Source organism: Streptomyces sp. B15 (assembly GCF_018070605.1).
Taxonomy (GTDB): Bacteria; Actinomycetota; Actinomycetes; order Streptomycetales; family Streptomycetaceae; genus Streptomyces; species Streptomyces smyrnaeus.
This window is the reverse complement of the sequence record NZ_JAGPXJ010000160.1, coordinates 1-8765: the sequence shown is the minus strand read 5'-3', so window position 1 is coordinate 8765 and position 8765 is coordinate 1. Positions and strand designations below refer to the sequence as shown.

Annotated in this window: 8 protein-coding genes; 5 read left to right on the top strand and 3 right to left on the bottom strand. The window is 70.4% G+C overall.

Annotated elements, in window-relative coordinates; translation table 11 throughout:
* Positions 1-665: 665 nt before the first annotated feature.
* The 4 genes from KBY19_RS34880 to KBY19_RS34865 are packed head-to-tail and all read left to right on the top strand — an operon-like array spanning position 666 to position 3356.
* A complete protein-coding gene (locus KBY19_RS34880; RefSeq protein WP_099883627.1) occupies positions 666-2270 on the top strand; it encodes an acyl-CoA carboxylase subunit beta in 1605 nt (534 codons plus the stop codon).
* Positions 2271-2280: 10 nt separating this feature from the next.
* The gene (locus KBY19_RS34875) at positions 2281-2529 is read left to right on the top strand and encodes an acyl-CoA carboxylase subunit epsilon (RefSeq protein ID WP_185017984.1); all 249 of its coding nucleotides are present in this window, start codon (positions 2281-2283) and stop codon (positions 2527-2529) included.
* Between the two features lie 33 nt (positions 2530-2562).
* The gene (gene mmpB / locus KBY19_RS34870; protein ID WP_180289741.1) at positions 2563-2700 is read left to right on the top strand and encodes a morphogenic membrane protein MmpB; all 138 of its coding nucleotides are present in this window, start codon (positions 2563-2565) and stop codon (positions 2698-2700) included.
* 44 nt (positions 2701-2744) lie between these two features.
* On the top strand, positions 2745-3356 hold the full coding sequence (locus KBY19_RS34865) for a nucleoside triphosphate pyrophosphatase (protein ID WP_210967435.1): 612 nt from the start codon (positions 2745-2747) through the stop codon (positions 3354-3356).
* Here the strand turns inward: KBY19_RS34865 and KBY19_RS34860 are convergent.
* Positions 3331-3804, bottom strand: coding sequence for a hypothetical protein (locus KBY19_RS34860; protein WP_307842791.1), 474 nt, complete (start codon positions 3802-3804; stop codon positions 3331-3333). The genes KBY19_RS34865 and KBY19_RS34860 overlap by 26 nt on opposite strands.
* Before the next feature lie 443 nt (positions 3805-4247).
* Between KBY19_RS34860 and KBY19_RS34855 the strand changes: the two genes are divergently transcribed.
* A complete protein-coding gene (locus tag KBY19_RS34855; RefSeq protein WP_099883625.1) occupies positions 4248-6032 on the top strand; it encodes a biotin carboxylase N-terminal domain-containing protein in 1785 nt (594 codons plus the stop codon).
* A gap of 75 nt (positions 6033-6107) precedes the next feature.
* On the opposite strand, the gene KBY19_RS34850 is transcribed toward KBY19_RS34855, so the two are convergent.
* Positions 6108-7073, bottom strand: a complete 966-nt coding sequence (locus tag KBY19_RS34850) for a DeoR/GlpR family DNA-binding transcription regulator (RefSeq protein WP_099883624.1) — start codon at positions 7071-7073, stop codon at positions 6108-6110.
* A 140-nt stretch (positions 7074-7213) separates the two neighbouring features.
* Positions 7214-8665 carry an NAD(P)H-quinone dehydrogenase gene (locus tag KBY19_RS34845; RefSeq protein ID WP_185017982.1) on the bottom strand — a complete coding sequence of 484 codons (1452 nt, stop codon included), beginning with the start codon at positions 8663-8665 and terminating at the stop codon, positions 7214-7216.
* Positions 8666-8765: the final 100 nt, after the last annotated feature.

Below are 8765 nucleotides of genomic sequence, written 5' to 3'. Positions count from 1 at the left end.
CCTACACCCCCCGCTAGGTGGGCTCCGCCCCCCTAGGACCCCCCTGCCCCCGATGAAACAGCCATTGACGTACGTGAAGTCCGTCCGGGGGTGGAGGTCCTTGGACCCGCCGGTGGCGACCCTGCGGGAGCGTCGCCGGTGCGACTCCTCCCGCGAAGGAGACACCGGCAACGCAATTTCGGCTCCCTCCCACCCGGCGTTACCGGTAACACCGGTGCGGGCGGAGTGGCACCAACACACGACCCGCAGGGTCGCCACCGGCCGGATTGGGGGCAGCAACAGGCAAGCGGATTGCACGTATGTCAATGGCTTGCCTGGTTGCGGAAGGGGGGTTCTAGGGGGGCGAAGCCCACCTGGCGGGGGGCCGTCGGGTGGGGTTCCCCCCGGCCGAAGGTTGGGGGAGGAGCCCCCCGACACGACCCCTCGGCGACAGCCGAAGAACCCAGGGGGCGTGCCCCCACAACAAGGGGGCGGCGCACCCCGCGGAGCGAGGGCGTGCCCCCACAACAGAGGGGCGGCGTCGGCCGGAGGGGGACAGGGGGCGGAGCCCCGAGGGAGGGGGTAACCAAGGGCGCGAGTGTGGTCAACGACGCACTCCGTGACGGGCAGGTCGCCGATAGCCTACGGGTCGGTAGCCAACCCGCGACGGTAAGGAGCCCTCCGAGATGTCCTCGCCCAGCCCCGACATCGACGACCTCGACATCCACACCACCGCGGGCAAGCTCGCGGATTTCGAGCGCCGCACACAGGAAGCCGTCCACGCGGGCTCCGAACGAGCGGTGGAGAAGCAGCACGCCAAGGGGAAGCTGACGGCGCGCGAGCGCATCGAGCTGCTCCTCGACGAGGGTTCGTTCACGGAGCTCGACGAGTTCGCGCGGCACAGGTCGACCAATTTCGGGCTGGAGAAGAACCGCCCGTACGGAGACGGCGTGGTCACCGGCTACGGCACGGTCGACGGCCGTCCGGTCTGCGTCTTCTCGCAGGATTTCACCATCTTCGGCGGTGCCCTGGGTGAGGTCTACGGCGAGAAGATCGTGAAGGTCATGGACTTCGCGCTGAAGACCGGCTGTCCCGTGGTGGGCATCAACGACGGCGGCGGCGCCCGTATCCAGGAGGGGGTGGCGGCGCTCGGCCTGTTCGCGGAGATCTTCCGCCGCAATACGCACGCTTCCGGGGTGATCCCGCAGATTTCGCTGGTCCTCGGCCCGTGCGCGGGCGGCGCCGTGTATTCGCCGGCGATCACGGACTTCACCGTGATGGTGGATCAGACCTCGCACATGTTCATCACCGGGCCGGACGTGATCAAGACGGTCACCGGTGAGGATGTCGGGTTCGAGGAGTTGGGCGGGGCGCGGACGCACAACGCGACCTCGGGCGTGGCGCACCACATGGCGGGGGACGAGAAGGACGCCATCGAGTATGTGAAGGCGCTGCTGTCGTATCTGCCGTCCAACAATCTGAGCGAGCCGCCGGGCTACCCGGAGGACGCGGATCTGGAGACCTCGGACGAGGACCGGGAGCTGGACACGCTGATTCCGGACTCGGCGAACCAGCCGTACGACATGCACACCGTCATCGAGCATGTGCTGGACGACGGCGAGTTCCTGGAGACGCAGGCGCTGTTCGCCCCGAACATCGTCACCGGGTTCGGCCGTATCGAGGGCCAGTCGGTGGGTGTGGTGGCCAATCAGCCGCTGCAGTTCGCGGGCTGTTTGAACATCGACGCGAGCGAGAAGGCGGCGCGGTTCGTCCGTACCTGCGACGCGTTCAACATTCCGGTGCTGACGTTCGTGGACGTGCCGGGCTTCCTGCCGGGCACGGACCAGGAGTACGACGGGATCATCCGGCGCGGCGCCAAGCTGATCTACGCGTACGCGGAGGCGACGGTGCCGCTGATCACGGTGATCACGCGGAAGGCGTTCGGCGGCGCGTACGACGTGATGGGCTCCAAGCACCTGGGCGCCGACTTGAACTTCGCCTGGCCGACGGCGCAGATCGCCGTGATGGGGGCGCAGGGCGCGGTCAACATCCTGCACCGCAAGAAGCTGGCCGCCGCCGGTACGCCCGAGGAGACCGAGCAGCTGCGCGCCCAGCTCACCCAGGAGTACGAGGACGCGCTGCTCAACCCGTATGTGGCGGCCGAGCGCGGTTATGTGGACGCGGTGATCCGCCCGGCGGAGACCCGCCGTCACATCACCCGTGGTCTGCGCACCCTGCGCACCAAGCGGGAACAGCTCCCGCCGAAGAAGCACGGCAACATCCCGCTGTGAGGAGGCTGCGATGACGATCGAGTCCATCGAATCCGGGCCGGGGTCCGCCGAGCCGCCCATCCGGGTCGTACGGGGCAACCCCACGCCCGAGGAGTTGGCGGCCGCGCTGGCGGTGGTGCGGGTGCGGGCTTCCGCGGTGGCGGCCGGGGAGCCGCGGCGTGCGGAGCCGAGCGCCTGGTCGGATCCGGCCCGCACCGTGCCGCGCTCGCTGCCGGCACCGGGTCCGGGCGCCTGGCGCCGCACGTTCTGGCCCGGCTGACGTTCCGCTGCCCCGCGCGACCACCATGGGCGCATGCTGTGGTCCGATCCCCGAGACGAGCCGCCGCCGGAGATGAGCGGTGTCCAGCAGAAGCTCAACCGCCTCGGCTGGGTGCTGCTGGTGGTCACCGGTGTGGTGATGCTGCTGCTGTTGTCCGTCGCGTACTCGTGAGGACCCGGGCTCGGCAGGCGCGCCGACTCCTTACGATGGCCCGCATGAATGCACCGCGTCTCGTACTGGCTTCCGCGTCCATCCCCGCCCGTCTCGCGCTGCTGCGGCAGGCGGGGATGGAGCCGGAGGTGATCGTCAGCGGGGTGGACGAGGACGCGCTCAGCGCCCCGACCCCGTCCGAACTGGCCCGGGTGCTGGCCGAGGCGAAGGCCACGGCGGTCGCGGGCCGCCAGGAGACGGCGGGCGCGCTGGTCGTCGGCTGCGACTCGGTGCTGGAGCTGGACGGGCTGCCGCTGGGCAAGCCGGCGGACGCCGAGGACGCGACGGCGCGTTGGAAGAACATGCGGGGCCGCTCGGGCGTGCTGCACACCGGGCACTGCGTCATCGACAATCGGGCCACGAGCGCACGGCGCTCGGTGACGGCTTCCACGACGGTGCACTTCGGGCAGCCGACGGACGAGGAGATCGCCGCCTATGTCGCCAGCGGCGAACCGCTGCACGTGGCAGGCGCTTTCACCCTCGACGGGCGCTCGGGACCGTTCATCGACGGTATCGAGGGCGACCACGGCAATGTGCTGGGCCTGTCGCTGCCCACGCTGCGCAGGCTGCTGCGTGAGCTGGGCGTCGCCCTCACGGACCTGTGGGCTCCGCGCTGATCCCGGACCCGTCGGCGGGGTGGCCGACGGTGCGGTCGGCGGGCTCCTCCATGGCCTCGCCGTACCAGGTCAACGACCAGACGATGAGGCCGAGAACGGCCATCATCACCGTGAACGCCAGCCAGCCGACCAGGCCGACGCAGAAGGCACCGAGCACCCCGTGCACCACCGCACAGCTGATCAGCACGATGCGCCAGAAGCCGCGCGGCGGCAGGTCACGTACCGCCGTGCGCACGAGGATCGCCGCGCAGCTGAGCACATAGCCGCCGACGAGTACGGCTCCGATCACCGCCGAGACCGTCATCGCGCGCGGTTCGATGCCCGCCAGGGACATCTGCTGGGCGTCGGCGACCTTGCCGAGGAAGAGATTGAGCCCCACGAGCACGGCTGCTTCCACCGTGAGCACCGACGCGGTCACCGCGGCCACTGCCCGTCTGCGCCCTGCCACTTGGCCACCTCTTCCGTCGCTGCGCATCCGCGGGGTGCGGGGCGGCGCCGGTTGGCCGCCCGTTCGTCCGCCCGACGCGCTCACCGCAGTTCGTCGTCGTTCTCGTGCTGCGTTACTCCGGGTACGTCGCTGGCAGGGCGAACGCTACTCACGGGTACGGGCCGGGGCAAGGGAAACGGCGCAAAGCAAAATTTCCCCCTTCGAGTCGTAGGGACTCCACAAAGACTCAGCCTCCAGACGCACGACTCCGACAGAGAGCTAGCCCACATGCCCGAGGCGGCCGATCCCGCGCCAAATGCGGCGTACCGTGGGACAACGAGGGGAGATCCGGTTCTGCGCGACCCGCGGGTGACACTCCGTGTGGGCAAGCTCACCCCCCTTGGCGGCTCGGCCTCAGGTGTCGCCTGTACCTAAACTCAGCTTGTTTCAAGGAGGGAGCCATCGTGCGCAAGGTGCTCATCGCCAACCGCGGCGAAATCGCCGTCCGCGTCGCCCGCGCGTGCCGGGATGCGGGAATCGCGAGCGTCGCCGTCTATGCCGAGCCGGACCGGGACGCGCTGCACGTCCGCGTGGCCGACGAGGCATTCGCCCTGGGCGGTGACACCCCGGCGGCAAGCTATCTGGATGTCACCAAGGTGCTGAAGGCCGCCGCCGATTCGGGCGCCGACGCCGTGCACCCCGGCTACGGATTCCTCTCCGAGAACGCCGACTTCGCCCAGGCCGTCATCGACGCGGGCCTCAACTGGATCGGCCCGCCCCCGCAGGCCATCCGCGACCTGGGGGACAAGGTCGCCGCGCGGCACATCGCCCAGCGCGCGGGCGCGCCCCTGGTCGCGGGCACCAAGGACCCGGTCTCCGGCTCGGAAGAGGTCGTGGCCTTCGCCGAGGAGAACGGGCTGCCCATCGCCATCAAGGCCGCCTTCGGCGGCGGCGGGCGCGGTCTGAAGGTCGCCCGCACGCTGGAGGAGGTCCCCGAGCTGTACGACTCGGCGGTGCGCGAGGCCGTGGCCGCCTTCGGCCGCGGTGAGTGCTTCGTCGAGCGCTATCTGGACCGGCCCCGGCACGTGGAGACCCAGTGCCTGGCCGACAAGCACGGCAACGTGGTCGTCGTCTCCACCCGTGACTGCTCCCTCCAGCGCCGTCACCAGAAGCTGGTGGAGGAGGCCCCCGCGCCGTATCTGACGGACGAGCAGAACGCGGAGCTGTACCGCGCGTCCAAGGCCATCCTGCGCGAGGCCGGCTACGAGGGCGCGGGCACCTGCGAATTCCTGGTGGGCCAGGACGGCACCATCTCCTTCCTGGAGGTCAACACCCGCCTCCAGGTCGAGCACCCGGTGACCGAGGAGGTCACCGGCATCGACCTGGTCCGCGAGATGTTCCGGATCGCCGACGGCGAGGAACTCGGCTACGACGACCCCCCGCTGCGCGGTCACTCCTTCGAGTTCCGTATCAACGGCGAGGACCCGGGCCGCAACTTCCTTCCGGCGCCGGGGACGGTGACGACGTTCGCCCCGCCGTCCGGCCCCGGCGTTCGGCTCGACGCGGGTGTCGAGTCGGGTTCGGTGATCGGCCCGGCCTGGGACTCGCTGCTCGCCAAGCTCGTCGTCTCCGGCGCCACCCGGCAGCAGGCCCTGCAGCGGGCCGCGCGGGCGCTGGACGAGTTCGAGGTGACCGGGATGGCCACCGCGATCCCCTTCCACCGCACGGTGGTGCGGGACGCCGCTTTCGCACCGGAGGTGAACGGCCGCGAGGGCCGGCCCTTCGACGTCCACACCCGGTGGATCGAGACGGAGTTCGTCAACGACATCAAGCCGTTCGCCGCCGCCACCTCGCCGGACACGGAGGAGGACGAGGCCGCGGGCCGGGAGACCGTCGTCGTCGAGGTCGGCGGCAAACGGCTGGAGGTGTCGCTGCCGTCCTCGCTGGGCATGCCGCTGGCGCGGGCCGCCGTCGAGGGTGGTGCCCGCAAGCCGCGGCGGAAGGCCGGCAAGAAGTCCGGCTCCGCCGTCTCCGGTGACGCGCTCGCCTCCCCGATGCAGGGCACCATCGTCAAGGTCGCCGTCGAGGAGGGTCAGCAGGTCGAGGAGGGCGAACTCATCATCGTCCTGGAGGCGATGAAGATGGAGCAGCCGCTGAACGCGCACCGCTCCGGCACCGTCAAGGACCTCCGTGCGGAGATCGGCGCTTCCGTGACCTCGGGCGCCGTGATCTGCGAGATCAAGGACTGATCTGCGGGATCAAGGATTGAGCACCCGTTCCTTCCGCCGCGCACCCCGCAGGACGGGGTGCGCGGCGGAAGCGGTTCAGCGCCGCCGGGGCGCCAGGTCGGCCACCCGGGGCGGAGCCGCCGAGGCGGACCTGAGGTGGGTGGGAGGCGTGCCCCCCGACTGACCTGCCGGGCCCCCGGCGGGGTTCCCCGCCTGCGAGGCGGCCCGGCGGGGGGTGGGCATGGGCACTTCGGGCCGTCCCCTCTCCTGGGGGGACGGCGCGGTCCCGGCGACGGCGATCTGGACGCCGCGGTCGGCGAGGGCCTGCAACTCCGTCTCCGCACGGTCGTCGTGCGCAGGTGGCTCGTCCGTCACCAGCCGGGTGATCACATCGGTGGGCACCGTCTGGAACATGGTGTCGGTCCCCAGCTTGGTGTGGTCGGCGAGGACCACGACCTCGCCGGCCGCCTGCACCAGTGCCCGGTCCACGCTCGCGGAGAGCATGTTGGAGGTGGACAGGCCGCGTTCGGCCGTCAGCCCGCTTCCGGACAGGAAGGCGCGGGAGACCCGCAGCCCCTGCAGGGACTGTTCGGCGCCGCTGCCGACCAGCGCGTAGTTGGAGCCGCGCAGGGTGCCTCCGGTCATCACCACCTCCACGCGGTTGGCGTGTGCCAACGCCTGCGCCACCAGCAGCGAGTTGGTGACGACGGTCAGGCCGGGCACTCTCGCGAGCCGCCGCGCGAGCTCCTGAGTCGTCGTTCCGGCTCCGACGACGACGGCCTCGCCCTCCGAGACGAGGCCCGCGGCGAGGTCGGCGATGGCCGTCTTCTCCGCGGTGGCCAGGTGGGATTTCTGGGGGAAGCCGGACTCCCGGGTGAAACCTCCCGGCAGCACGGCCCCGCCGTGACGGCGGTCGAGGAGTCCTTCGGCCTCCAGCGCCCGTACGTCACGGCGCACGGTCACCTCAGAGGTCTGGACGACGCGGGCGAGCTCACGGAGCGAGACGGCTCCGTTGGCGCGCACCATTTCAAGGATCAATTGACGACGTTCCGCAGCGAACACGGAACTGACAGTAACGCCAACGACCGTCTGCTTTCAGCGCTATGCACGGATTAACAGAAGTTGTTCGTACGGCGACACCGAACGTGATATAGGGGATCGTTTGGGGCAACGCCCCGATCGGTGCCCCCCACGTCCGTCACTCAGTGCAGTTCGGCGATCTTCCGCGTGTGCAGCTGGCGGGCGACCTCGGCGATCGACCCCGTGAGCGAGGGATACACGGTGAACGTGTTCGCGATCTGCTCGACGGTCAGATTGTTGTCAACGGCGATCGAGATCGGATGGATCAGCTCGCTGGCCCGTGGCGCGACGACCACACCCCCGACGATGATCCCGGTACCGGGACGGCAGAACAGCTTCACGAAACCGTCCCTGATGCCCTGCATCTTGGCCCGCGGATTGCGCACCAGCGGCAGCTTGACGACCCGCGCCTCGATGGCGCCCTTGTCGACATCCGCCTGGCTGTAGCCGACCGTCGCGATCTCCGGGTCGGTGAAGACGTTCGCCGAGACCGTCCTGAGGTCGAGCGGATTCACCGTGTCGCCCAGGAAGTGGTACATCGCGATCCGGCCCTGCATGGCCGCGACGGAGGCGAGCGCCAGGACACCGGTGCAGTCGCCCGCGGCGTAGACGCCGGGGGCCGTGGTACGGGAGACCTTGTCGGTCCAGATGTGGCCCGACTCCTTGAGCCGGACCCCCGCCTCCTCCAGCCCCATGTCGGCGGTGTTGGGAATCGCACCGACCGCCACCAGACAGTGGGTGCCGGTGATCGTACGGCCGTCCTGGAGGGTGACCTCCACCCGGTCGTCGTCCGTCCTCTTGGCGGAGGCGGCACGGGAGCGGCTCATCACGTTCATGCCCCGCCGCCGGAAGACGTCCTCCAGAACCGCCGCCGCGTCCGGGTCCTCCCCGGGGAGGACCCGGTCACGGGAGGAGACCAGGGTGACCTGCGAGCCCAGGGCCTGATAGGCGCCCGCGAACTCGGCACCGGTGACGCCGGAGCCGATGACGATCAGCTCCTCGGGCTGTTCCTGGAGGTCGTAGAGCTGCGTCCAGTTCAGGATGCGCTCCCCGTCCGGGCGGGCGTCGGGGATCTCACGCGGGTGGCCGCCCGTGGCGATCAGCACCGCGTCCGCGGTGAGCTGCTCCTGGCTGCCGTCCGCCGCCGTGACGGTGACGACGCGGGAGCCGTCGGTCGCCTGACCGGGCTCCAGGCGGCCCCGGCCCCGGACGACACGGCCCCCCGCACGGGTGACCGCAGCCGTGATGTCGTGCGACTGGGCGAGAGCGAGGCGCTTGACCCGGCGGTTGACCTTGCGGATGTCGACACCGACCACCCGGGCCGGATCGTCCGGGTCGTGCGTGGTGTCCTCGACCCGGATACCGAGCTCCTCGTAGGAGGAGTCGAAGTTGGTCATCACCTCGGCGGTGGCGATGAGCGTCTTGGACGGTACGCAGTCGGTGAGCACCGAGGCGCCGCCGAGGCCGTCGCAGTCGACGACGGAGACCTCCGCGCCGAGTTGCGCCGCCACCAGGGCTGCTTCGTATCCGCCAGGGCCGCCGCCGATGATCACGATCCGAGTCACATGCTCCATTGTCCCGCACCCGTCACAACTCCACCCCCTGGGGGTCGCCGCCATGGCTGAGGGGGCCCGCCTGGGCCCCCTCCCCGTTGTTGGGGGCTCCTCGGGTGGG

Excerpts from the sequence above, each read along its gene's own strand:
- KBY19_RS34880 (WP_099883627.1), top strand. The coding sequence starts at position 666 with ATGTCCTCGCCCAGCCCCGACATCGACGACCTCGACATCCACACCACC.
- KBY19_RS34875 (WP_185017984.1), top strand. The coding sequence starts at position 2,281 with ATGACGATCGAGTCCATCGAATCCGGGCCGGGGTCCGCCGAGCCGCCC.
- mmpB (WP_180289741.1), top strand. The coding sequence starts at position 2,563 with ATGCTGTGGTCCGATCCCCGAGACGAGCCGCCGCCGGAGATGAGCGGT.
- KBY19_RS34865 (WP_210967435.1), top strand. The coding sequence starts at position 2,745 with ATGAATGCACCGCGTCTCGTACTGGCTTCCGCGTCCATCCCCGCCCGT.
- KBY19_RS34845 (WP_185017982.1), bottom strand. The coding sequence starts at position 8,665 with ATGGAGCATGTGACTCGGATCGTGATCATCGGCGGCGGCCCTGGCGGA.